A 24,323-nucleotide genomic window follows, 5' to 3' on the forward strand; every position below is an offset into this window, starting at 1 on the left:
CTGGAGAAATGATGGACAATTTAAACCTTAATAAACACATTTCCGGTCAGTTCAACGCCGAACTGGAAAGTATCCGCACTCAGGTAATGACGATGGGCGGCATGGTCGAGCAGCAACTTTCTGATGCCATCACCGCGATGCACAATCAGGACAGCGAGCTGGCGAAACGCGTTGTTGATGGCGATAAGCACGTCAATATGATGGAAGTGGCGATTGATGAAGCCTGTGTTCGCATCATCGCCAAGCGCCAGCCGACGGCGAGCGATCTGCGTCTGGTGATGGCGATCATCAAAACCATCGCCGAACTGGAACGTATTGGCGACGTGGCGGATAAAATCTGTCGTACCGCGCTGGAGAAGTTCTCCCAGCAACATCAGCCGCTGCTGGTGAGCCTGGAGTCACTGGGGCGTCACACCATACAGATGCTGCACGACGTGCTGGATGCTTTTGCGCGGATGGATCTGGATGAAGCAGTGCGTATCTACCGTGAAGACAAGAAAGTGGACCAGGAATACGAAGGGATCGTGCGTCAGCTGATGACCTACATGATGGAAGATTCCCGCACCATTCCCAGCGTGTTAACCGCGTTGTTCTGCGCGCGCTCTATCGAGCGTATCGGCGACCGCTGCCAGAATATCTGCGAATACATCTTCTACTTCGTGAAGGGCCAGGATTTCCGTCACGTGGGCGGCGATGAGCTGGATAAGTTGCTGGCGGGTAAAGATCCAAAAGAGTGATAAAACGTAGAAAATAAGCCGGATAAGCGTTAGCGCCATCCGGCAATTGCCCGGTGGCGCAAGCTTACCGGGCCTACAAAAATTACCGGGTAATATTCCAGCCGCGTGCTTTCCACAACGCCGGCAACTGTGCCAAATCGGTAAAAGTCGTCACTTTGGGATGTTCGATAGGCTTGTTGTGCGGATCGGCACAGAAGTAGAACACTTCCATTCCCGCATCAATCCCTGACTGCGCGCCAGCGGAAGAGTCATCGACCAGAATGCAGTTCTGTGCGTTGACGTTCATCGCTTTTGCTGCGTGGAACATCAGCGCCGGATCGGGCTTCCAGCGTTGAATATCGTAGCCGCTGTACAGTTTGTCCGGGAAATGATGCAGCATGCCCAGTTTACCCAGCGAGTGTTGCATTTTGCTGACCGGACCGTTAGAGACCACGCACATCGGCACCGTCATGCTGTCCAGCAAGGTATTCGCACCAGGGATCACTTCCAGTTCCGAGTCGAACAGGCGTGCGACCTCGGCGCGGTAGACGGGTTCTAAGTCGGCTTTGGCCAACGTCACCCCATGCTCCTCGTTAATGATATCAATGATTTCGTAGAGTTTTACGCCCTTAAAGCGTTTAAAAGTTTCTTCAAGATCGAGGGTGATACCGAATTCCTGGAACATTGCGACGTACGCGCGGGAACAGATCACTTCACTGTCGACCAGCGTACCGTCACAGTCAAAAAATACCGCTTCAATTCCGGACATGCCTTTCCCTTTTCACTAGTTTAACGTTTACGTACTGCCTGATTGTGCAACGCAATCGTTGCCGTATAAGCAAATTCAATGAAAAAAACCTCACACAATCACCCCCTATTGTCGCATTTTGGTATAGGATAGCGACGAATTTTCCCTCCTTGTTTGGAAATTGATAATGAGTCAACAACACACAACCCAGACGTCTGGTCAGGGGATGCTGGAACGCGTGTTCAAACTGCGCGAACATGGCACAACGGCACGAACCGAAGTGATCGCCGGTTTTACCACCTTCCTGACGATGGTTTACATCGTTTTTGTTAACCCGCAAATTCTGGGCGTTGCTGGCATGGACACCAGCGCTGTCTTCGTGACCACCTGTCTGATTGCCGCGTTCGGCAGCATTCTGATGGGGCTGTTCGCTAACCTGCCGGTGGCACTGGCGCCCGCGATGGGGCTGAATGCGTTCTTTGCCTTCGTTGTGGTTGGCGCGATGGGCCTGTCGTGGCAGGTCGGTATGGGGGCGATTTTCTGGGGCGCCGTCGGTCTGCTGTTGCTGACTATTTTCCGCGTGCGTTACTGGATGATTGCCAATATCCCGGTCAGTCTGCGCGTGGGGATCACCAGCGGTATCGGTCTATTCATCGGCATGATGGGGCTTAAAAACGCGGGTGTCATCGTTGCGAATCCGGAAACGCTGGTCAGCATTGGTAATCTGACCTCCCATAGCGTCCTGCTGGGCGTGCTCGGTTTCTTTATCATCGCTATCCTGGCGTCACGTAATATTCACGCCGCCGTGCTGGTATCCATCATCGTCACTACGCTGTTGGGCTGGATGCTGGGTGATGTGCACTATAACGGCATTGTCTCTGCGCCGCCGAGCGTCTCATCGGTGATTGGGCATGTCGATCTGGCGGGGTCGTTTAACATTGGTCTGGCTGGGGTGATTTTCTCTTTCATGCTGGTTAACCTGTTTGACTCCTCCGGCACATTGATCGGCGTAACTGATAAAGCCGGTCTGGCGGATGAAAAAGGGAAATTTCCGCGCATGAAGCAGGCGCTGTTTGTCGATAGCGTCTCCTCTGTGACCGGGGCATTTATCGGTACGTCTTCCGTCACTGCTTATATCGAGTCCTCTTCCGGCGTTTCTGTTGGGGGGCGTACTGGCCTGACCGCGGTGGTGGTTGGTCTGCTGTTCTTGCTGGTGATCTTCCTTTCTCCGTTGGCGGGGATGGTACCGGGCTATGCGGCTGCAGGCGCGCTGATTTACGTCGGCGTGTTAATGACGTCCAGTCTGGCGCGCGTGAAGTGGGACGATCTCACTGAATCTGTACCGGCGTTTATCACTGCCGTGATGATGCCGTTCAGCTTCTCCATTACCGAAGGGATCGCGCTGGGCTTTATCTCTTACTGTGTGATGAAAATCGGTACCGGTCGTCTGCGTGAGCTGAGCCCGTGCGTGGTCGTTGTGGCGCTGCTGTTTGTGCTGAAGATTGTGTTTATCGACGCGCACTAAGTCCGTCAGGACATAAAAAAACCCGGTAAGCATCACGCTACCGGGTTTTTTGTTTCTGGCTTACGCCTTCACGCGCTGGATGTAGTCACCAAACGCGGTGAGCTGGCCGGTTAGATGGTCCAGCGTACTCTGGTCAATCACTTCACCCGTCTGCGGGTCTACTTTGTTCTGTATCACGCCACCCATAAATTCCGGCTTGTTCATGACCATGGCATCCAGGAAAACCAGGATCTGACGCAGATGATACTGGCAGCGCGCGCCGCCAATCGCCCCCATCGAGCTGGTCTGGATGAGCACCGGTTTGCCTGAAAGCGGCTGATCGGGCAGGCGTGACAGCCAGTCGATGGCGTTCTTCAGACCACCCGGCACTGAATAGTTATATTCCGGCGTAACGATAACCACGCCATCAGCCTGGCGAATTTGCTCAGCCAGCGCGTCGACGCTTGCCGGAAACCCCTCTTCCTGCTGCACGTCAGCATCGTAAAGCGGGATATCACCGATAGACGGTAACGCACTGATTTTCATACCCGCCGGGGCGATTTTCGGCAGCGTACGGGCAACCATACCGTTAAACGAACCTTTGCGCAGGCTTCCCAGTAACGTAACAACATTCAACGTTTCAGACATGGTAACTCCATCAGTTGTGCGTATAAGACGTCGCGGCAGATAATTGCGCGAATCGCATCAGACGACCCGTCGGCGCATTCGCGCGGGTCTGGATATCAGGCAGGCTTTTCCAGCCCTGCTTAACATCAAACTCCCAAAGTTGAAGTTTATCAATGGCTGGCGTAACCGCAACCGACCACACCAGCAGGTCTTCGGCATCGCAAATAGCCTCAATCTGAGCAACACGGGCACATTTCAGACGCCCGGAGACTGGCAGCAATTGCAGCTCATGCGGATCGTTGTTGCGGACGTCACCCGTCAGTTTCAGGACGCTCTGGCGTAAGGTGATCATCTGTGCGCGCGCTTCGTCCGGATCGTTTTGCTTGCTGATCCACAGGCTTTCGTTGCTGGAGAAGGTTGGGACGTCGGCGGTATGGGGGCTAATAAATCCACGGGGGGCGCGCTGGAGTTCCATATCCAGTCCGCATTCCCCTTCGGTTGTCAGCGCCACACCGACCATATTACCGGCATAGGCGATGGAAAAGCTGGGTAGATTTTTATCGCGAAATGCCGGTTTACCTTTGGCTTTGTATACGATTTCCGGTAACTCGAGCGTGCCATACAGCATAAACATCAGCTCGGCGAGAAGTCCTCGGGATGCCAGAAAACGGGTCTGGCGATGTGTGGGGAGTCTTCGTGCTTCATGATGGCAGGATGACGGAAGGCGCATCGAAATCAAGTGTCCTTCCGTCAGGATCCCTCTGGCAAAATGGGTCGCCATTTTTCTCTCCATGATTAATGGTCGGTGATAATGACGAGAGTAACATTTACTCGGTTTATAGACAGAGTAAATAGCCAAAAAGTACGAATGAATCAGCCTCCCTTACGCGCATTTACATTTCCTGGTACGGATTGGCTGTTTTTGCGTCAGGAGAGGTTGTTTGATGGTCTCCCAGGGAAGAAGGCGAATTGCCATTTGGACAACAGTGAATTCCTGACTGACATGCCGCCCTGAATGAGGCGGCATGTCAGCATGGAGGAACAGCAATTTAACTGAATCGGGGTAACAGGTTGAAGACGTTGCCGAACCAGCAAACAATAACCGCTACGCCGAACAGGATCACGATAGTCGGGATAAAGACACCGCCCCAGACGGTAAACATTTTATTGGGGAACTTCTGGCGGGCTTTCAGGGCCAGTACCGCAGGGATGATCACGGCCCATATCGTTGCGCACAGCCCTGCGCCGCCGATGCCATAGATAAAACCGTTCGGGAAGATTAAGTATAAAAGCGCCGGAGGCAGGAAGGTTAACAAGACGGTTTTAAAACGTCCCATTGCCGAATTGTCGAATTTGAACAGATCCGCAAGATAATCAAATAGCCCCAGAGTCACGCCAAAAAAGGAACTGGCGACGGCCAGGTTTGAAAAAACCAGCAGACAAAATTCGATGATTCCGGTTTGCCTGGTGCCGAGAAATGATTTTACTAATGAATCAACATTACCGCCCGACGCAATGATCTCACTGAAGCTTTCCCGTGTAATGTTACCCATGGTGCAATACAACCAGAACAGATAAATCACCAGCGCCAGCAAAGAACCAAAGACAATGCTTTTAATTAATTTATCTTTTCTTTTGCCATAGCAGATGATCAGACTGGGAATGTTTCCGTGAAAGCCAAATGAAGCCAGGCATACCGGTAATGCCATAAAAATATAGGGGAAGTAAGAGACGTTGTTTTGAGCCTGGCCTGCCGTATCCCGCAGTATAGAAAAATCGACCTGGAAGAAGAATGACCCAAAAACGATAATAAAAGAGATGATTTTAATCCCGAGGAACAAGGAGGTAATTCGACTGGCTGCCAGTGAACTGATCCACAACACGCTGGCGACAAAAATGGCAGTACAGATTCCGACAATTCGGGGGTTAACGCGATATCCCATATTCATGGAGATCGTTTCGCTAATGATGGCGCCATTAGCAGAAATATAGGCATACGTGAGAATGTAGAGAACAAAGGCAACGGTAAATCCACTCACAATGTTCCATTTGTTGCCAATAAGATCTTTAGTAATGGTATTAAAACTGGATCCAACGGGGTAATTTAAATTTGCCTCTAATAACAGGAGTCCGGAATGCATCATTGAAAACCAGGCGATTATTAAAATAAACGCCCCCCAAAAAAACCACGCGCCGGACAAATCAACGGGGAGAGCAAACATCCCCCCACCAATCACCGTACCGGCTATGACCATAATCCCCCAAAAGGAGGAGTGTTTAGCATTCGAATTTTCTTCCATGATGCCTCATTAATTATAGTGAACCTATAAGGTTTTAATTATGCAACAATATAAAGGAAGTGGATTTATCGCTGGGGGGTTACATCGTATAACCCCCTGATGCTTATAATTAAACTTCTTTCAGTTTAGCGGTGAAGTGACGTAATACTTTCGGTTCGTAGGTGAAGGTCAACCCTTTAATATTCATCGCGTTTTCTTTGACGTGTTCAAAGGCTTCAATAATGAAGTCCATATGAGATTGCGTATACGTTGCTCTTGGGATGGTTAGACGCAGAAGCTCGGCCGGGCAAGGTAATTGCTTACCGGTTTTAGGATCTCTGCCTAATAAGAATGAACCAATCTCAACGGCGCGGATACCGGCCACTTTATAGAGTTCGCAAGCGAGAGCCTGAGCCGGGAACTGTTCTGCCGGAATGTGCGGCAATAATTTACCCGCATCGACAAAGGCCGCGTGGCCGCCAGCTTGTTGGCAAGTGACGCCAATCGCCTCGAGGCCATCGACTAAATATTGCACTTGCGCGATACGATAGGCCAGCCAGTCCTGGTTCATACCATCCACCAGACCCACCGCAAGACGCTCCATTGCCCCGCCTTCCAGACCACCGTATGTCGGGAAGCCTTCCTGTACGACGCACAGGGTTCTGCACTCGGTATAGACGTCAAAATAGGTGTCGTCTTTAATGCACAGTAAGCCGCCCATTGGCACCATCGCATCTTTTTTCGCGGACATTGCCAACATATCGGCATATTTGTAAGTCTCGCGGGTAATTTCTTCGATGCTCCAGTCCCGGTATTCTGCTTCGCGTTTCTGGATAAAATACGCATTCTCGGCAAAGCGCGCGGAGTCCATGACTACCGGAATGTCATATTTTTTAGCGATATTATACATGGCCTTCAGGTTGGCTAATGAAACCGGTTGCCCGCCTGCAGAGTTACTGGTAATGGTCGCCACAATATACGGAACGTTGTTGGGGCCGACTTCCTGAATGCCGCGCTCTAATCCATCGAGATCGAAATTTCCCTTAAAGTCATAACGAACACCAGTATCAAATGCCTCTTTGATGTACACGTTACGCACGGCGCAGCCGTTGATTTGGCTGTGTCCCTGAGTGGTATCGAAGAAGTAGTTGGAGAAAACCGCCATCTTACTTCTGTCTAACCCTTTTTCCTGCTCACGTTTTTTGATGAGAACCGGAATATAAATTTGTTCTGCACCGCGGCCCTGGTGCGTTGGAATTGTATATTGATAACCAAAAATGTTTTTCACTGCTTCAGATAACGCATAATAGCTACGGCTGCCGCTGTAGGCTTCATCCCCACGTAGCATGGCTGCTTGCATATTCTGTGTCACTGCGCCAGTACCGCTGTCGGTCAGCAGATCAATAAAGACATCTTCACTATCCAGCAGGAAAGGGTTCATCCCGGATTTAATAATTGCGTTATTCCGATGTTCTCTCGTTGTACGTTTTACCGGTTCAATAACACGAATACGGAAGGGTTCTGGTAAATGTTTAAAGTTATCCATGACATAATCCTTTAATTTATTTCACTGTATTGACTCAATACGTCTGCACGCGGGTATAAATATACCCGGCATAATTCATCTCTCATTTATTCCAGTCATGACTGTATTTTCGTTTTAAAAAACGAACAGGCATACGTGGCGTTGCGATATGCAACCACAATGAGAAATTGAGCTATGTTTGAGATGTGCCAAATGAACAGACTACGAATAGCCTATGTTCTGGCAAAATAAAGGCAGGGAAATTTAAGGGTGATGATTGACAATTTTATTGTCAACATTAAACCATTTTGAAATGATGTATGCATGTAAGATAATCATGATTGAGTTATCCTCTGTAGACACAGTGCTACATTATGGCAATGAAAATATTTGTCTATGAGAGAATAATTTAACTGTGATAAAAATCACAGTTAAATTAACATTTAATTAATTAAGGATCATTCAAGAAAATACAATATTCCGCTAGCGATTTACCGAACGGGCAATACGTGTATAAGTATGTCTGACGCCACGAATCGCCACGCTGTAGGCCAGTATATTTTCCGGCAACGCCATTCCCATATAGCCAGTATCGCCAATATGATGGAGATCCGCCCCTGCCATTTTACTCATCAGGGCTATCTGGCGAATTGTACTGACGTCTGCGCCCTCCTGAGAGGTGCCGATTGCCGTCATTGCCAGCGCACCGTGCGCGTGTGCACACGCGATCAGCGACTCTACTTTTTGCTGGCTCATACCCGGTACTGTTCCTGGTGCCGGAATAAGCACGATATCTGCGCCCTGTCCGGCAAAGGCGGCGACGTCACTTTCACTGATAATTGCGCTGCCGCTTTCCCGCACAATCCCTGCGCCGTGCATTTTACCGGTGATGATAATGGCCTTGTCGCCAACGGCCTCACGGATCGTTTTCACCGCTTTTCCCAGAGCGAGATTGCTAACGCCGTTGTTGGGATTTCCCGTCAGTACCAGGATCTTCGCTCCCATTTCTACCAGTTTGCGAGCATTCTCTGCGGTTGCGGCACGGCCTGGTTTCATCTTCCAGATGTCATCATGCGCACTGGCAAATTCAGGATCGACGGCCTCAAGGTTGACGCCTATGATGCGTCCGGTCAGGCGCTGCAGTTCATGCAACGTCTGATCCGGTGCAGTACCGGCAGGCATTCCCTGGATTAGCGGTGCTTTGCTATCGAACATGTTGATCAGCAGAATGTCCGCCCCCTGCGACGCGGCAAGTTCGGCATTAGTGACGTTATTGAGCAATGGTTGGGTAATGGCGATGGTTTCACTGACCAGGACGCGGCCTTCACTGGCGCGGATTGCGTACAGCAGCGCCGTTTTGTCCATGCACACGAAATCAGAAGCACTACAGTCAAGTAAACGTTTATGTTCCATAAAAAGAGACCCTCTTATAAAACGATAATGCCCTGAATTAACCGTCAATTCAGGGCTACGGGATTACTTACCGATACAGAAGCTGGAGAAAATTCTTCCCAGCAGATCGTCGGAGGTAAACTCACCGGTGATCTCACTTAAGCTTTGCTGCGCCAGACGGAGCTCTTCAGCCAGTAGCTCACCGGCCCATGCACCTAACAGTTGGGCCTTGCCCTGCTGGAGATGCTCAGCGGCGTCGGCCAGCGCCTGTAAGTGACGACGACGGGCCAGGAAGCCTCCTTCCATGTTGGTATCAAAACCCATGCTCTGTTTGAGATGGTTGCGCAGTACGTCCACGCCTTCACCGGTGCGCGCCGAAAGACGAACCAGTGAGTGACCATTCACCTCGCTGATGCCCAGCGGTTCGCCGGTGATATCCGCTTTGTTCCGTACCACGGTAATGGGCAGTTTTGACGGTAAACGGGCGATAAAGTCCGGCCAGATGTCAGCCGGGTCAACGGCATCCGTGGTAGTGCCATCGACCATAAACAACACGCGATCCGCTTGCTCAATTTCCTGCCAGGCCCGTTCGATACCGATACGCTCCACTTCGTCGCTGGCCTCACGCAGACCGGCGGTATCGATAATGTGCAGCGGCATACCATCGATATGGATGTGCTCACGCAGCACATCGCGCGTGGTACCGGCGATGTCGGTGACAATGGCCGCCTCACGGCCCGCCAGCGCATTCAGGAGGCTTGATTTACCGGCGTTAGGGCGTCCTGCAATGACCACCTTCATCCCTTCACGCAGCAGGCTGCCCTGACGCGCTTCAGCGCGAACGGCATCGAGATCGGCAATCACGCCATTCAATTGCGCTTCAATTTTGCCATCCGACAGGAAGTCGATCTCTTCATCCGGAAAGTCGATGGCCGCTTCTACGTAGATGCGCAGGTGAGTGAGTGCTTCCACCAGATGGTTTACGCGGGTGGAAAACGCTCCCTGCAATGAGTTCAACGCTGAACGAGCCGCCTGCTCAGAACTGGCATCAATCAGGTCGGCAATCGCTTCGGCCTGGGCTAAGTCGAGTTTATCGTTGAGAAACGCGCGCTCAGAGAACTCGCCGGGGCGGGCAATGCGTAGGCCGGGCAGCGTCAGGATGCGTTTTAACAGCAGGTCGAGAATGACCGGGCCGCCGTGTCCCTGAAGTTCCAGCACATCCTCACCTGTAAACGAGTTCGGGCCGGGAAACCACAGGGCGATCCCCTGGTCCAGCGCGGTACCGTCGGCATCTTTAAACGGCAGATAGTCGGCGTAACGGGGTTTGGGCAGCTTGCCCAGAACAGCTTCGGCCACCTCACGCGCCTTCAGGCCGGAAATGCGCAGAATACCCACACCACCGCGTCCCGGTGGGGTTGCCTGGGCGACGATAGTGTCGTTATGGCTCATGATATGTCTCTTCGTAAATGTAAAAAAGGCGGTCTAATGACCGCCTTCTCTGGCATTAACTTTACCGTGAATACTCGAAATAATTCAAGTTGCAGGAAGGCGGCAAGTTTGTGAGCCCCAGGAGCTTACTGAAGTAAGTGACTGGGGCAAGCAAATGCAGCCAACGCGCCTGCGGCTTGAAGAATGAAGAGTATCAGGACTTTTTCTTCTCGCGGCTATGCAGGCCACGTTTTTCCAGACCACGGTAAATCAGCTGCTGCTGGATGATCGTCACCAGGTTGCTGACGATATAGTACAGCACCAGACCTGACGGGAACCACAAGAAGAACACGGTAAAGATGACCGGCATAAAGGTCATGATCTTCTGCTGCATCGGGTCGGTCACGGTGGTCGGCGACATCTTCTGGATGAAGAACATCGTTACGCCCATCAGGATCGGCAGGATGTAGTACGGGTCCTGTGCAGACAAGTCATGGATCCACAGGGCGAACGGCGCATGACGCAGTTCCACGGAGCCCATCAGCATGTAGTACAACGCCAGGAAGATAGGCATCTGGATGATCAGCGGGAAGCAGCCGCCCAGCGGGTTAACCTTCTCAGCTTTGTACAGGGCCATCATTTCCTGGCTCTGACGCTGTTTGTCATCGCCCAGACGCTCACGCATTGCCTGAATCTTCGGCTGCAGCATACGCATCTTCGCCATGGAGGTGTACTGCGCTTTAGTCAGCGGGTACATGATGCCACGAACGATAAAGGTGATGATGATAATGGAGAAGCCCCAGTTACCGACAAAGCTATGGATCCATTTCAGCAGTTTGAACAGCGGCTGAGAGATGAACCACAACCAACCGTAATCCACGGTCAGATCCAGGTGCGGTGCAACGGCCGCCATTTTGTCCTGAATTTCCGGGCCAACCCACAGGGTGCTGGTCATCGCGCCAGACTGACCCGGCTGAACCAGTACCGGCTGAGATTTATAGCCGATAGCGGCAATGCCGTTACCCAGGTTCGCGGTATAGAAGTTATTGGTACCGTCGTTACGTGGCACCCATGCCGTTGCAAAATACTGTTGCAGCATCGCCACCCAACCGTCTTTCGCATTGACGTTCAGGTTTTCGTTATCCGCGATGGTGTCGAATTTGTATTTTTCATACTTCTCATCTGGCGTGGAATACGCAGCGCCACGGAAAGTATGCAGCGCGAAGTTGCTGCTTCCGGTGTCGCGATGAGACGGCAGATTGATGGATTGCTTCAGCTGACCAAAGGTGGAGATCTCCAGCGGTTTCTCGCTGGCGTTCTGCACGCTGTAGTTAACGTTAACCGCATAGTCGCCACGTTTGAGGACAAACGTTTTGGTAAAGGTGTTACCCGCGGCATCCGTATAGGTCATCGGGATCTGCAGTTCGTTCTGACCATCAGCCAGTACAAAGGCGTCTTTTTCGACGTTGTACAGCGGACGTGGGCCGTTAGCCGGGTTATCCGGGCCGTCACGACCTGTCAGACCGCTCTGAGCCTGATAGATAAACTGCGGCGTGGTTTCCAGCAGTTGGAACGGTTCGCTGGAACCGAGTTCTTTCGGGTAAGCTGGCAGCAGGGCCTGTTCCACATCACCACCACGGGTGTTAATGGTCAGATCAAGCACGTCAGTCTTAACCGTAATCAGTTTCCCCTGGCCACTGGCCGGTACGCCCTGGTCGGCGGCGCTACCCGCTGCGGTGGTCGTTGTCTGCGTGGTCTGTTGGGTCTGAGGTTGCGGATTTTTATCCTGCTCCCAGGCTTGCCAGATCATGAAAGACACGAACAGCAAAGCGATGACTAAAAGATTGCGTTGCGAATCCATCGTTAGTGTTCTCTGGTATCAAATGGTCCGGGCGGGACGGGATCGTCACCACCAGGGTGTAAAGGGTGGCATTTTAATACGCGTTTCACCGTCAACCAACTGCCTTTTATCACTCCAAACCTGCGCAATGCCTCAATTCCGTAGCTTGAACACGTTGGAGTGAAACGGCAATGCGGCCCAAGCAGCGGACTGATCAGGCGTTGATAGACCCGAATAAGGGCTATCAGGACCCGCGAGCCAGGCGACAATGGCGGCGCCATAATTTTTCCAACGCTTCCGAGAGAGCACGGTTATCGAGGTCGGCAACCCCTTTTTTCGCCACCACTACGAAGTCCATTGCTGGCAATTCGTGTTGACGCAGACGAAAGCTTTCACGCGTCAGACGTTTAATCCGATTGCGTTCATGCGCGCGTCGAACGTTTTTCTTGGCGACAGTAAGACCGATACGGGGATGCCCCAGCGAATTCAGGCGGCCGAGGATGGTGATTTGCGGCGTGCCAGCCCGTTGTGGCTGCTGGAAGACGAAAGTGAAATGAGCGGGAGTTAACAAACGTAACTCCCTGGGAAATGCGAGCTTAACCACTCAGGGGTTAGCTTTATTACTTGGAAACGGTCAGACGAGCGCGGCCTTTAGCACGACGACGTGCCAGAACCTGACGACCATTTTTAGTAGCCATACGAGCACGGAAGCCGTGAGAACGGTTGCGCTTCAGTACAGACGGTTGAAAAGTGCGTTTCATGGCGATTTCTACCTAAACTTGAATAAATTCACTGACTTTTGCGTATACCCGAACGAGTTTCGAACGACTAACGCCTCAGCGTGGGTGATTAAAGAGGCCGGATTGTAATAATTGTACACTCCGGAGTCAATTCTCTTTCCTTATTTCCCGCGTATTTCCGCACGTTTTCGCGTGAAAAACAGGCAGCGTTGACACCGTGTTACGGGCATCGCGCGACGGGGGAAAGATTATACGGGCTGATGAACAAAGCGCAAGGATCGCTCGGGATCTTTATGAGATCGTTTTAGCAGTATAGCGTCTTTACTCATTAATTTTTCCAATATGCGGGCGAAATCGTGCAGCACTTCTCCAGGATCGTTTACACTTATCCGGTCCTGTGAAGGCCTGTGGATAAATCGGGAAGAATCTGTGAGAAACAGAAGATCTCTTGCGCAGTTTACGCTATGATCCGCGGTCCCGATCGTTTCAAAGGATCCTGATCGGGTTAAAATTGCAGATAGCAATTCGCACGTCACCCTTTGCATAGGGTCTAGCCGACGTGCGTCAACAATCATGAATGTTTCAGCCTTTGTCATTTATCGACTTTTGTTCGAGTGGAGTCCGCCGTGTCACTTTCGCTTTGGCAGCAGTGTCTTGCCCGATTGCAGGATGAGTTACCAGCCACAGAATTCAGTATGTGGATACGCCCTTTGCAGGCGGAACTGAGCGATAACACGCTGGCTTTGTATGCGCCAAACCGTTTTGTGCTCGATTGGGTAAGAGACAAGTACCTTAACAATATCAATGGGCTGCTGAATAACTTCTGCGGCGCAGATGCCCCGCAACTGCGTTTTGAGGTCGGGACGAAGCCCGTCAGCCAGACGCTGAAGGCGCCCGTGAACAACAACGTCGCCGCACCGGCTCAGGTGGCGCACCAGGTTCAGCCGCAGCGCGCGTCGCCTGTCGCGGCGCGTCCTGGCTGGGACAATGTGCCTGCGCCGGCAGAACCCACCTATCGCTCTAACGTTAACGTCAAACACACGTTTGATAACTTCGTTGAAGGTAAATCCAACCAGTTGGCTCGCGCGGCGGCGCGTCAGGTGGCAGACAATCCTGGTGGCGCCTATAACCCGCTGTTCCTTTATGGCGGCACCGGTCTGGGTAAAACCCACCTGTTGCACGCGGTGGGAAACGGCATTATGGCGCGCAAACCTAATGCCAAAGTGGTGTATATGCACTCCGAACGCTTTGTCCAGGACATGGTAAAAGCCCTGCAAAACAACGCGATCGAAGAGTTTAAACGCTATTATCGTTCCGTCGACGCCCTCCTCATCGATGACATCCAGTTCTTCGCTAATAAAGAACGATCTCAGGAAGAATTTTTCCACACCTTTAACGCCCTTCTTGAAGGTAATCAGCAGATCATTTTGACTTCGGATCGTTATCCAAAAGAGATCAACGGCGTTGAGGATCGTCTGAAATCCCGCTTCGGCTGGGGGTTGACGGTGGCGATCGAACCGCCAGAACTGGAAACGCGCGTGGCGATCCTGATGAAAAAGGCAGACGAAAATGATATTCGTCTGCCGGGTGAAGTGGCCTTCTTTATTGCCAAGCGTCTACGCTCTAACGTGCGTGAGCTGGAAGGGGCACTGAATCGTGTGATTGCCAACGCCAACTTTACCGGTCGGGCGATTACCATCGACTTCGTTCGCGAAGCGCTGCGCGATCTGCTGGCGTTACAGGAAAAACTGGTCACCATCGACAATATTCAGAAGACGGTGGCGGAGTATTACAAAATTAAAATTGCGGATTTGCTGTCCAAGCGTCGTTCTCGCTCGGTAGCGCGTCCGCGTCAGATGGCCATGGCGTTGGCGAAAGAGCTCACCAACCACAGCTTGCCGGAAATTGGCGATGCGTTTGGTGGCCGCGACCACACTACGGTGCTTCATGCCTGCCGTAAGATTGAGCAGTTGCGTGAAGAAAGCCATGATATTAAAGAAGATTTCTCAAACTTAATCAGAACATTATCTTCGTGACGCTATGAAATTTACCGTTGAACGTGAACATTTATTAAAGCCGCTTCAGCAGGTCAGCGGTCCGCTGGGTGGTCGTCCTACGCTGCCTATTCTTGGCAACCTGTTGCTGCAGGTGGCTGACGGTGCGCTTTCGCTGACGGGTACCGATCTTGAAATGGAAATGGTGGCCCGCGTTGCGTTGATTCAGCCGCATGAGCCCGGCGCCACCACTGTCCCGGCGCGGAAGTTCTTTGATATCTGCCGTGGCCTACCGGAAGGGGCGGAAATCGCCGTCCAGCTGGAAGGCGATCGCATGCTGGTACGTTCGGGCCGCAGTCGTTTTTCGCTGTCCACGCTGCCTGCCGCCGACTTCCCGAATCTGGATGACTGGCAGAGCGAGGTAGAATTCACCCTGCCGCAGGCGACGATGAAGCGTCTGATTGAAGCCACGCAGTTCTCCATGGCGCATCAGGACGTGCGTTACTACTTAAACGGCATGCTGTTTGAGACCGAAGGTGAAGAGTTGCGTACCGTGGCAACTGATGGTCACCGTCTGGCGGTTTGCTCTATGCCTGTTGGTCAGTCGCTGCCCAACCATTCGGTGATCGTGCCGCGTAAAGGTGTGATTGAACTGATGCGTATGCTCGACGGCGGCGATAACCCGCTGCGCGTGCAGATTGGCAGCAACAACATCCGCGCACACGTTGGCGACTTTATCTTTACGTCTAAGCTGGTGGACGGCCGTTTCCCGGATTACCGTCGCGTACTGCCGAAGAATCCGGATAAACATCTGGAAGCCGGCTGCGATATCCTCAAACAGGCTTTTGCCCGCGCGGCGATCCTGTCGAACGAGAAGTTCCGCGGCGTGCGTCTGTATGTGAGTGAAAATCAGCTCAAAATCACGGCGAACAACCCGGAACAGGAGGAAGCCGAAGAGATTCTGGATGTCACCTACCCGGGGACTGAAATGGAGATCGGCTTTAACGTCAGCTACGTATTAGATGTCCTGAATGCGCTGAAGTGTGAAAACGTGCGCATCATGCTGACTGACTCCGTGTCGAGCGTACAAATTGAAGATGCGGCGTCGCAAAGTGCGGCTTACGTTGTTATGCCAATGAGATTGTAGAATCTGAAAGGGGCTGGTTTACTTGCCATTTCGTTTCCCGGCAGTGCTCGAAATGCTCACGTACTTCGTGTACGCTCCGCTTTCTGCGCGCTGGCGGTAAACGAACTGGCTGCGACACTCACGCCCCCTGGATGATGCTCTGAAATATGTCGCTATCCCGACTCTTAATCAAAGATTTCCGCAATATTGAAAATGCGGATCTCGCGTTATCCCCCGGCTTTAACTTCCTGGTTGGCGCGAACGGCAGCGGTAAAACCAGCGTTCTGGAAGCCATCTATACGCTCGGCCACGGCCGGGCGTTTCGCAGTTTGCAGATTGGTCGCGTCATTCGTCACGAGCAGGAGTCGTTTGTTCTTCATGGGCGATTGCAGGGGAATGAGCGGGAAACCTCGATTGGGTTAACCAAAGATAAGCTGGGTGACAGTAAAGTGCGTATCGACGGCACTGACGGCCACAAGGTGGCGGAGCTGGCGCTGTTGATGCCGATGCAACTGATCACCCCTGAGGGGTTTACTTTACTCAACGGCGGCCCCAAATACAGAAGAGCGTTCCTCGATTGGGGATGCTTTCACAATGAAGCTGGATTCTTCACCGCCTGGAGCAACCTGAAGCGTCTGCTCAAGCAGCGCAATGCGGCGCTGCGCCAGGTGAGTCGTTACGAGCAACTGCGTCCGTGGGATAAAGAACTGATCCCGCTGGCGGAACAAATCAGCACCTGGCGCGCGGAGTACAGCGCCGGTATCGCACAGGATATGGCGGATACTTGCCAGCAGTTTCTTCCTGAATTTTCTCTCTCCTTCTCTTTTCAGCGCGGCTGGGAGAAAGAGACTGATTATGCCGAGGTGCTGGAACGTGGTTTTGAACGCGACCGCATGTTGGCTTACACCGCGCACGGCCCGCATAAAGCGGATTTCCGCATTCGCGCCGACGGTGCGCCGGTAGAAGATACCTTGTCGCGTGGGCAGTTAAAGCTGCTAATGTGCGCCTTACGTCTGGCGCAAGGGGAGTTCCTCACCCGTGAAAGCGGGCGGCGGTGTCTCTACCTGATAGATGATTTTGCCTCAGAGCTTGATGATGCGCGTCGCGGACTGTTAGCCAGTCGATTAAAAGCGACACAATCACAGGTCTTTGTCAGCGCAATCAGCGCTGAACACGTTCTGGACATGTCGGACAAAAATTCGAAGATGTTCACCGTGGAAAAGGGTAAAATAACGGATTAACCCAAGTTTAAATGAGCGAGAAACGTTGATGTCGAATTCTTATGACTCCTCCAGTATCAAAGTCCTGAAAGGACTGGATGCGGTGCGTAAGCGCCCGGGTATGTATATCGGCGATACGGATGACGGCACCGGTCTGCACCACATGGTATTCGAGGTGGTAGATAACGCTATCGACGAAGCGCTCGCGGGTCACTGTAAAGACATTATTGTCACCATCCATGCCGACAACTCTGTCTCCGTACAGGATGATGGACGCGGCATCCCGACCGGTATTCACCCGGAAGAAGGCGTATCGGCGGCGGAAGTGATCATGACCGTTCTGCACGCAGGCGGTAAATTCGACGATAACTCCTATAAAGTCTCCGGCGGTCTGCACGGTGTGGGTGTCTCCGTGGTGAACGCCCTGTCGCAGAAACTGGAACTGGTTATCCAGCGCGATAACAAAATCCACCGTCAGATCTACGAGCACGGCGTTCCGCAGGCACCGCTGGCAGTCACTGGCGATACCGATAAAACCGGTACGATGGTGCGTTTCTGGCCGAGCCACGAAACCTTTACTAACGTCACGGAGTTCGAATACGAGATTCTGGCGAAGCGTCTGCGCGAACTGTCGTTCCTGAACTCTGGCGTCTCTATTCGCCTGAAAGACAAGCGCGATGGTAAAGAAGACCATTTCCACTATGAAGGTGGCATCAGGGCGTTCGTTGAGTATCTGAACAAGAACAAAACGCCAATCCACCCGAATATCTTCTATTTCTCCACCGAAAAAGACGGTATCGGCGTGGAAGTTGCACTGCAATGGAACGACGGCTTCCAGGAAAACATCTACTGCTTTACTAACAACATTCCGCAGCGTGACGGCGGTACGCACCTGGCAGGTTTCCGTGCGGCGATGACCCGTACCCTGAACGCCTACATGGACAAAGAAGGCTACAGCAAAAAAGCGAAAGTCAGCGCTACCGGTGATGATGCCCGTGAAGGTCTGATTGCTGTGGTGTCCGTGAAGGTGCCGGATCCGAAGTTCTCCTCGCAGACCAAAGATAAACTGGTCTCCTCTGAGGTGAAATCGGCGGTAGAACAGCAGATGAACGAACTGCTGAGCGAATACCTGCTGGAAAACCCGTCTGACGCCAAAATCGTGGTCGGTAAAATTATTGATGCGGCCCGTGCCCGTGAAGCAGCCCGCCGTGCGCGTGAAATGACGCGTCGTAAAGGGGCGCTGGATCTGGCGGGTCTGCCTGGCAAACTGGCGGACTGTCAGGAACGCGACCCGGCGCTGTCCGAACTGTACCTTGTGGAAGGGGACTCCGCGGGCGGCTCTGCAAAACAGGGGCGTAACCGCAAGAACCAGGCGATTCTGCCGCTGAAGGGTAAGATCCTCAACGTAGAGAAAGCGCGCTTCGACAAGATGCTCTCTTCGCAGGAAGTGGCGACGCTGATCACCGCGCTCGGTTGCGGTATCGGTCGTGACGAGTACAACCCGGACAAACTGCGCTATCACAGCATCATTATCATGACCGATGCGGACGTCGACGGCTCGCATATTCGTACGCTGCTGTTGACCTTCTTCTATCGTCAAATGCCAGAAATTGTTGAGCGTGGCCACGTCTACATTGCCCAGCCGCCGCTGTATAAAGTGAAGAAAGGCAAGCAGGAACAGTACATTAAAGATGATGAGGCGATGGACCAGTACCAGATCTCCATCGCGCTGGACGGTGCAACGCTGCACACCAACGCCAGCGCACCGGCGCTGTCTGGTGAAGCGTTAGAAAAACTGGTTTCTGAGTACAACGCCACGCAGAAAATGATTGGTCGTATGGAGCGTCGCTTCCCGAAAGCAATGCTGAAAGAGCTGGTGTATCAGCCGACGCTGACTGAAGACAATCTTTCAGACGAGCAGACCGTGACCCGTTGGGTGAACGCGTTAATTACCGAGCTGAACGAGAAAGAGCAGCACGGTAGCCAGTGGAAATTCGATATCCAGCACAATACGGAACAGAATCTGTTTGAACCGATCGTGCGTGTGCGTACCCACGGTGTGGACACCGACTACGCGCTGGATCACGAGTTTGTAACGGGGGCGGAATACCGCCGTATCTGCACGCTGGGTGAAAAACTGCGCGGCCTGATGGAAGAAGATGCCTTCATCGAACGCGGTGAACGTCGTCAACCGGTTGCCAGCTTCGAACAGGCGCTGGACTGGCTGGTGAAAGAGTCACGTCGTGGTCTGGCTATTCAGCGTTATAAAGGTCTGGGCGAGATGAACCCGGATCAGCTGTGGGAAACCACCATGGATCCGGAAAGCCGTCGCATGTTACGCGTTACCGTGAAGGATGCGATTGCTGCTGACCAGTTGTTCACCACGCTGATGGGCGACGCGGTAGAACCACGTCGTGCGTTTATCGAAGAGAACGCCCTGAAAGCGGCAAATATCGATATCTAATCCCTGTCTATAAGCCGGATAAGGCGGTTTTACGCCGCCATCCGGCAAGATCCTGCGTGATGCCTGATGGCGCGTTGCTTATCAGGCCTACAATTGATCGTCAAAAGGGGAATCGTGATTCCCCTTCTTATCCCCCTTTTCGCTGCTGTTTTTTGAGCGGAATCGCGTTAGCATGAGTCAGGACTCATTGAATGCGGGGAATTCATGGCTATCAAACTCATTGCTATCGATATGGATGGCACCCTTCTGTTACCCGATCACACCATTTCACCGGCGGTTAAACGTGCGATTGCCGCAGCCCGTGAAAAAGGGGTAAACGTGGTACTGACCACCGGTCGTCCGTATGCGGGTGTACACAGCTATCTGAAAGAGCTGCATATGGAACAACCCGGCGACTACTGCATTACCTATAACGGTGCGCTGGTGCAGAAAGCGGGCGATGGTAGCACTGTCGCACAAACCGCGCTGAGCTATGACGATTACCGCTATCTGGAAAAACTCTCCCGCGAGGTCGGCTCGCACTTCCACGCGCTGGACCGTACCACGCTGTATACCGCAAACCGTGATATCAGCTATTACACCGTACATGAATCCTATGTCGCGACCATTCCACTGGTGTTCTGCGAAGCGGAAAAGATGGATCCGCAAACCCAGTTCCTGAAAGTGATGATGATTGATGAGCCCGCGATCCTCGATCAGGCCATCGCCCGTATTCCGGCAGAAGTGAAAGAGAAATATACCGTGCTGAAAAGTGCGCCGTACTTCCTCGAAATCCTCGATAAACGCGTCAATAAAGGCACTGGTGTGAAATCACTGGCTGATGCGCTGGGCATCAAACCGGAAGAAATTATGGCGATTGGCGATCAGGAAAATGACATCGCGATGATCGAGTATGCCGGGCTTGGGGTAGCGATGGATAACGCCATTCCCCTGGTGAAAGAGATTGCCAACTTTGTCACCAAATCAAATCTGGACGATGGCGTTGCGTATGCCATTGAGCAGCACGTCCTGAAGTAATCCCTCTGGATGGTTTGCCATGACCCGCGTTGATCGCGGGTTTTTTTATCCCCGCCGTTTACTCCTCATAACATTTTTATTACCAATTGTCGTTTTTGTGATCTAAATTGTAGTACAACATATCTATGTTGTACTACATTGAGTGCATAACAACACTGTATAGCATCACGTTAGTACTACAAAAATGAGGCGAATTTCAGCGATAACGGTAAAGTAGAGAGGACCATCCAGAGCACAAGGACTCTCCATGACTCTCAATAAAACCGATCGCATCGTGATCACGCTGGGCAAACAGATTGTCAGCGGTAAATACGTACCGGGTGCCGCACTCCCTGCTGAAGCGGAGCTGTGTGAGGAGTTTGAAACCTCACGCAATATCATTCGCGAAGTGTTCCGCTCGCTAATGGCAAAGCGGCTGATTGAAATGAAGCGTTATCGCGGTGCCTTTGTCACATCGCGGAATCAGTGGAATTACCTCGATACCGACGTGTTGCAATGGGTACTGGAAAACGATTACGACCCGCGGCTCATCAGTGCGATGAGCGAGGTCCGAAATCTGGTGGAACCCGCGATTGCCCGCTGGGCAGCGGAACGCGCGACCTCGAGTGATTTGGCTGAAATTGAATCGGCGCTCAATGACATGATCGCCAACAACCAGGATCGGGAGGCCTTTAATGAAGCGGATATCCGCTATCACGAGGCGGTATTGCAGTCAGTGCATAACCCGGTTTTGCAACAGCTGAGCGTGGCAATCACTTCGCTTCAGCGGGCGGTATTTGAACGGACCTGGATGGGCGATGAAGCCAACATGCCAAAAACGCTCCAGGAACATAAGGCGCTATTCGATGCGATACGGCATCAGGATAGCAATGCGGCAGAGCAGGCGGCCCTGACCATGATCGCCAGCTCGACACGAAGGTTGAAGGAAATCACATGACAGCTCGCTACATCGCAATTGACTGGGGATCGACCAATTTGCGCGCCTGGCTTTACCAGGGCGACAAATGCCTGGAAAGCAGGCAATCAGAAGCAGGCGTTACGCGTCTGAACGGTAAATCCCCCGAGGCGGTGTTAGCAGAAGTCACACAAAACTGGCGCGACAGCGCCACACCGGTGGTTATGGCCGGAATGGTCGGTAGCAACGTGGGCTGGAAGATTGCCCCGTATCTGCCGGTTCCTGCCTCTTTCGCTGCCATTGGTGAGCAGTTAACGCCCGTTGGCGACAATGTCTGGATTATTCCTGGCTTGTGTGTTTCGCGCGACGATAACCACAATGTGATGCGCGGCGAAGAGACACAACTGCTCGGCGCACGCACGCTTTCTCCTTCTTCTGTCTATGTCATGCCGGGGACGCACTGCAAATGGGTGCAGGCTGACGCAGAGCAAATTCACGATTTTCGTACCGTGATGACCGGTGAACTACACCATTTGCTCCTGCAACACTCGCTGGTGGGCGCTGGTTTGCCGGAACAGCAAACCTCTTCAGACGCCTTTGCCGCCGGGCTTGCGCGCGGGATCGACTCCCCTGCCGTTTTGCCACAACTTTTTGAGGTTCGTGCCTCGCACGTGCTGGGAAATCTCCCGCGCGAGCAGGTCAGTGAGTTTCTCTCTGGCCTGTTGATTGGCGCAGAGGTCGCCAGCATGCGTGATTTCATCGCGCACGAGCAGGCCATCACGATTGTCGCAGGCGCATCGCTGACATCACGCTATCAGCAGGCGTTCCACGCCATGGGGCGTGACGTTTCCGCGGTCCCCGGCGATACGGCATTTCAGGCAGGTATAAGGAGCATCGCCCATGCAGTGGCAAACTAATCTTCCGCTTATTGCGATTTTGCGCGGCATTACCCCCGAGGAGGCGCTTGAGCACGTTGGCGCAGTGATCGACGCCGGATTTGACGCGGTGGAGATCCCGCTTAACTCCCCCGAGTGGGAAAAGAGCATTCCGGCCGTGGTGGATGCGTTTGGCGATAACGCGCTGATCGGTGCCGGAACGGTATTACAACCGGAGCAGGTGGATCGCCTGGCGAAGATGGGCTGTCGGCTCATTGTGACGCCAAATATCAATGCGGAGGTCATTCGCCGTGCGGTGGGTTACGGCATGACGGTCTGTCCGGGATGCGCCACCGCCACAGAAGCCTTTACCGCGTTGGATGCTGGCGCGCAGGCGCTGAAAATTTTCCCGTCATCGGCCTTTGGACCGGATTACATCAAAGCGCTGAAAGCGGTATTACCCGCCAGTGTACCGGTCTTTGCCGTGGGCGGCGTAACGCCAGACAACCTGGCGCAGTGGATGAAAGCCGGGTGTGTGGGTGCGGGACTGGGCAGCGATCTGTATCGCGCCGGGCAGTCCGTAGCGCGCACCGCGCAGCAGGCGGCAGCATTTGTTAAGGCATATCGAGAGGCAGTGAAATGAAAATAACCAAACTCACCACGTACCGTTTACCTCCACGTTGGATGTTCCTGAAAATTGAAACCGACGAAGGCGTTGTTGGTTGGGGCGAGCCGGTGATTGAAGGCCGCGCCCGTACCGTCGAAGCGGCGGTGCATGAACTGGGCGATTACCTGATTGGTCAGGACCCGGCGCGCATTAATGACCTGTGGCAGGTAATGTATCGCGCAGGTTTCTACCGCGGCGGCCCGATACTGATGAGCGCCATCGCTGGCATCGACCAGGCGCTGTGGGATATCAAAGGTAAAGTGCTGAACGCGCCGGTCTGGCAACTGATGGGCGGCCTGGTACGCGACAAAATCAAAGCCTACAGCTGGGTTGGCGGCGATCGTCCTGCGGAAGTGATCGACGGCATTAAGCAATTGCGGAATATCGGCTTTGACACCTTCAAGCTCAACGGCTGCGAAGAGATGGGCGTGATTGATAATTCACGGGCGGTCGATCGCGCGGTCAACACCGTGGCGCAAATCCGCGAAGCCTTTGGCAATGAAATTGAGTTTGGTCTGGATTTCCACGGACGCGTCAGCGCGCCGATGGCGAAAGTGCTGATTAAAGAGCTGGAGCCTTATCGCCCGCTGTTTATTGAAGAGCCGGTGCTGGCGGAACAGGCAGAGTACTACCCGAAACTGGCGGAACAGACCCATATTCCGATCGCGGCGGGTGAACGTATGTTCTCGCGCTTCGAGTTTAAACGGGTACTGGAAGCGGGCGGGCTGGCGATTTTGCAGCCGGACCTGTCACATGCGGGCGGTATTACCGAGTGTTACAAAATTGCCGCAATGGCGGAAGCTTATGATGTGGCGCTGGCTCCGCACTGTCCGCTGGGACCGATTGCGCTGGCAGCGTGTCTGCATGTCGACTTTGTTTCACGTAATGCCGTGTTCCAGGAACAGAGCATGGGGATTCACTATAACAAGGGCGCGGAACTGCTCGACTTTGTGAAAAACAAAGACGATTTCAACATGGAAGGCGGGTTCTTTAAACCATTAATGAAGCCGGGCCTTGGCGTGGATATTGATGAAGCCAAAGTCATTGAGCTAAGCAAAAATGCGCCGGACTGGCGTAATCCGCTGTGGCGTCATGAGGATGGTTCGGTCGCCGAGTGGTAAATGCGCGTCATACTTCGCGCTGGTGGTGCGTTGGCTGCGTTTTCTTACCCCGGTCACATACTTTTGTATGCTCCCGGGGATGCGAAAACTAGCCGCCTTCCCCCAGCACGAATTATTTAGCGCATTAGCGTAATTTTTTAATTTT

Annotated in this window: 24 protein-coding genes; 11 read left to right on the forward strand and 13 right to left on the reverse strand. The window is 52.9% G+C overall.

The window, feature by feature from the left end:
- Positions 1-11 precede the first annotated feature (11 nt).
- Positions 12-737, forward strand: a complete 726-nt coding sequence (gene phoU, locus OGW13_RS00240) for a phosphate signaling complex protein PhoU (protein ID WP_042998746.1) — start codon at positions 12-14, stop codon at positions 735-737.
- Positions 738-819: 82 nt separating this feature from the next.
- Here the strand turns inward: phoU and yieH are convergent, their stop codons facing one another.
- Positions 820-1,485 carry a 6-phosphogluconate phosphatase gene (gene yieH, locus OGW13_RS00245; RefSeq protein ID WP_042998745.1) on the reverse strand — a complete coding sequence of 222 codons (666 nt, stop codon included), beginning with the start codon at positions 1,483-1,485 and terminating at the stop codon, positions 820-822.
- A 166-nt stretch (positions 1,486-1,651) separates the two neighbouring features.
- Between yieH and adeP the strand changes: the two genes are divergently transcribed.
- Complete coding sequence (adeP, locus tag OGW13_RS00250) at positions 1,652-2,989, forward strand: adenine permease AdeP (protein WP_042998744.1); 1,338 nt, start codon at positions 1,652-1,654, stop codon at positions 2,987-2,989.
- A gap of 60 nt (positions 2,990-3,049) precedes the next feature.
- On the opposite strand, the gene OGW13_RS00255 is transcribed toward adeP, so the two are convergent.
- The 12 genes from OGW13_RS00255 to OGW13_RS25795 all read right to left on the reverse strand — a co-directional run bounded on the left by OGW13_RS00255 (position 3,050) and on the right by OGW13_RS25795 (position 13,395).
- A complete protein-coding gene (locus OGW13_RS00255; RefSeq protein WP_130097585.1) occupies positions 3,050-3,616 on the reverse strand; it encodes an NADPH-dependent FMN reductase in 567 nt (188 codons plus the stop codon).
- Between the two features lie 10 nt (positions 3,617-3,626).
- Complete coding sequence (locus tag OGW13_RS00260; RefSeq protein ID WP_044268139.1) at positions 3,627-4,376, reverse strand: 4'-phosphopantetheinyl transferase family protein; 750 nt, start codon at positions 4,374-4,376, stop codon at positions 3,627-3,629.
- 268 nt (positions 4,377-4,644) lie between these two features.
- Positions 4,645-5,895, reverse strand: a complete 1,251-nt coding sequence (gene tnaB / locus OGW13_RS00265) for a low affinity tryptophan permease TnaB (protein ID WP_044256168.1) — start codon at positions 5,893-5,895, stop codon at positions 4,645-4,647.
- 109 nt (positions 5,896-6,004) lie between these two features.
- Positions 6,005-7,420 (reverse strand): tryptophanase, encoded by a 1,416-nt coding sequence (tnaA, locus tag OGW13_RS00270; RefSeq protein WP_042998738.1) that lies wholly within the window; start codon positions 7,418-7,420, stop codon positions 6,005-6,007.
- 243 nt (positions 7,421-7,663) lie between these two features.
- Positions 7,664-7,738 (reverse strand): tryptophanase leader peptide, encoded by a 75-nt coding sequence (gene tnaC / locus OGW13_RS25655; protein WP_099433256.1) that lies wholly within the window; start codon positions 7,736-7,738, stop codon positions 7,664-7,666.
- 144 nt (positions 7,739-7,882) lie between these two features.
- The gene (locus OGW13_RS00275) at positions 7,883-8,812 is read right to left on the reverse strand and encodes a DUF7916 family protein (protein ID WP_287115453.1); all 930 of its coding nucleotides are present in this window, start codon (positions 8,810-8,812) and stop codon (positions 7,883-7,885) included.
- Between the two features lie 63 nt (positions 8,813-8,875).
- Positions 8,876-10,240 carry a tRNA uridine-5-carboxymethylaminomethyl(34) synthesis GTPase MnmE gene (gene mnmE / locus OGW13_RS00280; RefSeq protein ID WP_042998736.1) on the reverse strand — a complete coding sequence of 455 codons (1,365 nt, stop codon included), beginning with the start codon at positions 10,238-10,240 and terminating at the stop codon, positions 8,876-8,878.
- 193 nt (positions 10,241-10,433) lie between these two features.
- The gene (gene yidC / locus OGW13_RS00285; RefSeq protein WP_042323526.1) at positions 10,434-12,080 is read right to left on the reverse strand and encodes a membrane protein insertase YidC; all 1,647 of its coding nucleotides are present in this window, start codon (positions 12,078-12,080) and stop codon (positions 10,434-10,436) included.
- A 2-nt stretch (positions 12,081-12,082) separates the two neighbouring features.
- Positions 12,083-12,340 (reverse strand): membrane protein insertion efficiency factor YidD, encoded by a 258-nt coding sequence (yidD, locus tag OGW13_RS00290; protein WP_001307474.1) that lies wholly within the window; start codon positions 12,338-12,340, stop codon positions 12,083-12,085.
- A complete protein-coding gene (gene rnpA, locus OGW13_RS00295; protein ID WP_000239725.1) occupies positions 12,304-12,663 on the reverse strand; it encodes a ribonuclease P protein component in 360 nt (119 codons plus the stop codon). The genes yidD and rnpA overlap by 37 nt, the downstream gene beginning before the upstream one ends.
- Before the next feature lie 16 nt (positions 12,664-12,679).
- Positions 12,680-12,820, reverse strand: a complete 141-nt coding sequence (gene rpmH / locus OGW13_RS00300; protein ID WP_000831330.1) for a 50S ribosomal protein L34 — start codon at positions 12,818-12,820, stop codon at positions 12,680-12,682.
- Between the two features lie 227 nt (positions 12,821-13,047).
- The gene (locus OGW13_RS25795) at positions 13,048-13,395 is read right to left on the reverse strand and encodes a hypothetical protein (protein ID WP_418225362.1); all 348 of its coding nucleotides are present in this window, start codon (positions 13,393-13,395) and stop codon (positions 13,048-13,050) included.
- A gap of 30 nt (positions 13,396-13,425) precedes the next feature.
- Here OGW13_RS25795 and dnaA point away from each other — a divergent pair, with 30 nt between their 5' ends.
- The 9 genes from dnaA to dgoD all read left to right on the forward strand — a co-directional run bounded on the left by dnaA (position 13,426) and on the right by dgoD (position 24,178).
- Positions 13,426-14,835, forward strand: coding sequence for a chromosomal replication initiator protein DnaA (gene dnaA / locus OGW13_RS00305; RefSeq protein ID WP_042998735.1), 1,410 nt, complete (start codon positions 13,426-13,428; stop codon positions 14,833-14,835).
- A 4-nt stretch (positions 14,836-14,839) separates the two neighbouring features.
- A complete protein-coding gene (gene dnaN, locus OGW13_RS00310; protein WP_042998734.1) occupies positions 14,840-15,940 on the forward strand; it encodes a DNA polymerase III subunit beta in 1,101 nt (366 codons plus the stop codon).
- Between the two features lie 146 nt (positions 15,941-16,086).
- On the forward strand, positions 16,087-17,160 hold the full coding sequence (gene recF, locus OGW13_RS00315) for a DNA replication/repair protein RecF (protein WP_287115454.1): 1,074 nt from the start codon (positions 16,087-16,089) through the stop codon (positions 17,158-17,160).
- A gap of 28 nt (positions 17,161-17,188) precedes the next feature.
- The gene (gyrB, locus tag OGW13_RS00320) at positions 17,189-19,603 is read left to right on the forward strand and encodes a DNA topoisomerase (ATP-hydrolyzing) subunit B (protein WP_042998732.1); all 2,415 of its coding nucleotides are present in this window, start codon (positions 17,189-17,191) and stop codon (positions 19,601-19,603) included.
- Between the two features lie 204 nt (positions 19,604-19,807).
- Positions 19,808-20,620: a sugar-phosphatase gene (yidA, locus tag OGW13_RS00325; protein ID WP_109739728.1), complete on the forward strand. Its 813-nt coding sequence runs from the start codon at positions 19,808-19,810 to the stop codon at positions 20,618-20,620.
- A 247-nt stretch (positions 20,621-20,867) separates the two neighbouring features.
- Positions 20,868-21,557 carry a D-galactonate utilization transcriptional regulator DgoR gene (gene dgoR, locus OGW13_RS00330; RefSeq protein ID WP_042998730.1) on the forward strand — a complete coding sequence of 230 codons (690 nt, stop codon included), beginning with the start codon at positions 20,868-20,870 and terminating at the stop codon, positions 21,555-21,557.
- Entirely contained in the window at positions 21,554-22,432 is an 879-nt protein-coding gene (locus OGW13_RS00335) for a 2-dehydro-3-deoxygalactonokinase (RefSeq protein ID WP_042998729.1), read from the forward strand. Before dgoR ends, OGW13_RS00335 begins: the two co-directional genes overlap by 4 nt.
- Entirely contained in the window at positions 22,416-23,033 is a 618-nt protein-coding gene (locus tag OGW13_RS00340; RefSeq protein ID WP_042998728.1) for a 2-dehydro-3-deoxy-6-phosphogalactonate aldolase, read from the forward strand. Before OGW13_RS00335 ends, OGW13_RS00340 begins: the two co-directional genes overlap by 17 nt.
- Positions 23,030-24,178, forward strand: a complete 1,149-nt coding sequence (gene dgoD, locus OGW13_RS00345) for a galactonate dehydratase (protein ID WP_042998727.1) — start codon at positions 23,030-23,032, stop codon at positions 24,176-24,178. The genes OGW13_RS00340 and dgoD overlap by 4 nt, the downstream gene beginning before the upstream one ends.
- Positions 24,179-24,323 lie beyond the last annotated feature (145 nt).

Origin of the sequence: Citrobacter sp. Ca225, assembly GCF_030337175.1 — a bacterium.
GTDB classification, from domain to species: Bacteria; Pseudomonadota; Gammaproteobacteria; order Enterobacterales; family Enterobacteriaceae; genus Citrobacter_A; species Citrobacter_A amalonaticus.

What these genes read in the sequence shown, in the direction of transcription:
- adeP (WP_042998744.1), top strand. Translation starts at nt 1,652, where the DNA reads ATGAGTCAACAACACACAACCCAGACGTCTGGTCAGGGGATGCTGGAA.
- dnaN (WP_042998734.1), top strand. Translation starts at nt 14,840, where the DNA reads ATGAAATTTACCGTTGAACGTGAACATTTATTAAAGCCGCTTCAGCAG.
- OGW13_RS00340 (WP_042998728.1), top strand. Translation starts at nt 22,416, where the DNA reads ATGCAGTGGCAAACTAATCTTCCGCTTATTGCGATTTTGCGCGGCATT.
- tnaB (WP_044256168.1), bottom strand. Translation starts at nt 5,895, where the DNA reads ATGGAAGAAAATTCGAATGCTAAACACTCCTCCTTTTGGGGGATTATG.
- gyrB (WP_042998732.1), top strand. Translation starts at nt 17,189, where the DNA reads ATGTCGAATTCTTATGACTCCTCCAGTATCAAAGTCCTGAAAGGACTG.
- rpmH (WP_000831330.1), bottom strand. Translation starts at nt 12,820, where the DNA reads ATGAAACGCACTTTTCAACCGTCTGTACTGAAGCGCAACCGTTCTCAC.
- OGW13_RS00335 (WP_042998729.1), top strand. Translation starts at nt 21,554, where the DNA reads ATGACAGCTCGCTACATCGCAATTGACTGGGGATCGACCAATTTGCGC.
- OGW13_RS25795 (WP_418225362.1), bottom strand. Translation starts at nt 13,395, where the DNA reads ATGACAAAGGCTGAAACATTCATGATTGTTGACGCACGTCGGCTAGAC.
- dgoD (WP_042998727.1), top strand. Translation starts at nt 23,030, where the DNA reads ATGAAAATAACCAAACTCACCACGTACCGTTTACCTCCACGTTGGATG.
- yidA (WP_109739728.1), top strand. Translation starts at nt 19,808, where the DNA reads ATGGCTATCAAACTCATTGCTATCGATATGGATGGCACCCTTCTGTTA.
- OGW13_RS00255 (WP_130097585.1), bottom strand. Translation starts at nt 3,616, where the DNA reads ATGTCTGAAACGTTGAATGTTGTTACGTTACTGGGAAGCCTGCGCAAA.
- dgoR (WP_042998730.1), top strand. Translation starts at nt 20,868, where the DNA reads ATGACTCTCAATAAAACCGATCGCATCGTGATCACGCTGGGCAAACAG.
- recF (WP_287115454.1), top strand. Translation starts at nt 16,087, where the DNA reads ATGTCGCTATCCCGACTCTTAATCAAAGATTTCCGCAATATTGAAAAT.
- OGW13_RS00275 (WP_287115453.1), bottom strand. Translation starts at nt 8,812, where the DNA reads ATGGAACATAAACGTTTACTTGACTGTAGTGCTTCTGATTTCGTGTGC.
- mnmE (WP_042998736.1), bottom strand. Translation starts at nt 10,240, where the DNA reads ATGAGCCATAACGACACTATCGTCGCCCAGGCAACCCCACCGGGACGC.
- tnaA (WP_042998738.1), bottom strand. Translation starts at nt 7,420, where the DNA reads ATGGATAACTTTAAACATTTACCAGAACCCTTCCGTATTCGTGTTATT.
- yieH (WP_042998745.1), bottom strand. Translation starts at nt 1,485, where the DNA reads ATGTCCGGAATTGAAGCGGTATTTTTTGACTGTGACGGTACGCTGGTC.
- yidC (WP_042323526.1), bottom strand. Translation starts at nt 12,080, where the DNA reads ATGGATTCGCAACGCAATCTTTTAGTCATCGCTTTGCTGTTCGTGTCT.
- OGW13_RS00260 (WP_044268139.1), bottom strand. Translation starts at nt 4,376, where the DNA reads ATGGCGACCCATTTTGCCAGAGGGATCCTGACGGAAGGACACTTGATT.
- phoU (WP_042998746.1), top strand. Translation starts at nt 12, where the DNA reads ATGGACAATTTAAACCTTAATAAACACATTTCCGGTCAGTTCAACGCC.
- yidD (WP_001307474.1), bottom strand. Translation starts at nt 12,340, where the DNA reads ATGGCGCCGCCATTGTCGCCTGGCTCGCGGGTCCTGATAGCCCTTATT.